1 protein-coding gene is annotated in these 587 nt (G+C 59.1%); it reads left to right on the top strand.

Features of this window, described 5'->3' with window-relative positions:
• Positions 1-53: 53 nt before the first annotated feature.
• Positions 54-587, top strand: a 534-nt coding sequence (locus RRH01S_RS33905; protein ID WP_080705542.1) for an IS6 family transposase, incomplete at its 3' end; no start/stop codon positions are given.

The following is a 587-nucleotide window of genomic DNA, read 5'->3' as shown; positions in this document are numbered from 1 at the left end:
GACAGGCACTGTCACGTTGACGCGGCGACCGACGCTCAGGCACGATATCTGATATGAGCGCTGTTCGAAATTCCCTCTATCGAGGTCGCCGGTTTCCCGCCGAAGTCATAGGCCAAGCCGTCTGGCTGTATTTCCGATTTCCGCTCAGCCTGCGGATGGTCGAAGATCTGCTTGCCGCGAGGGGCATTGTCGTCAGCCATGAGACGGTTCGGCGTTGGGCCGAACGGTTCGGACGCGACTTCGCCGGAAAGATCCGCCATCGTGCTCCGCAGTTCGGCGACAAATGGTATCTTGATGAGGTCGCCATCACGATCAACGGCCGAAAACATTGGCTTTGGCGGGCTGTCGATCAAGATGGCTTCGTTCTCGATGCTCTGGTCCAAAGCTGCCGCGACAAACTGGCCGCCGAGCGGCTCTTGCGCAAACTCATTCGCAAGCATGCGCGCACCCCGCGGGTTCTGATCACAGACAAGCTCAGGTCTTACGGCGCGGCACGTCGGGGTCTCGGGCTAAAAATGGAACACCGCCAGCACAAGGGCTTGAATAATCGTGCGGAAAATTCGCATCAGCCCACGAGGCGACGAGAG

Source organism: Rhizobium rhizogenes NBRC 13257 (genome assembly GCF_000696095.1).
GTDB lineage: Bacteria > Pseudomonadota > Alphaproteobacteria > Rhizobiales > Rhizobiaceae > Rhizobium > Rhizobium rhizogenes.
This window is presented reverse-complemented; position numbering and strand designations above follow the sequence as displayed.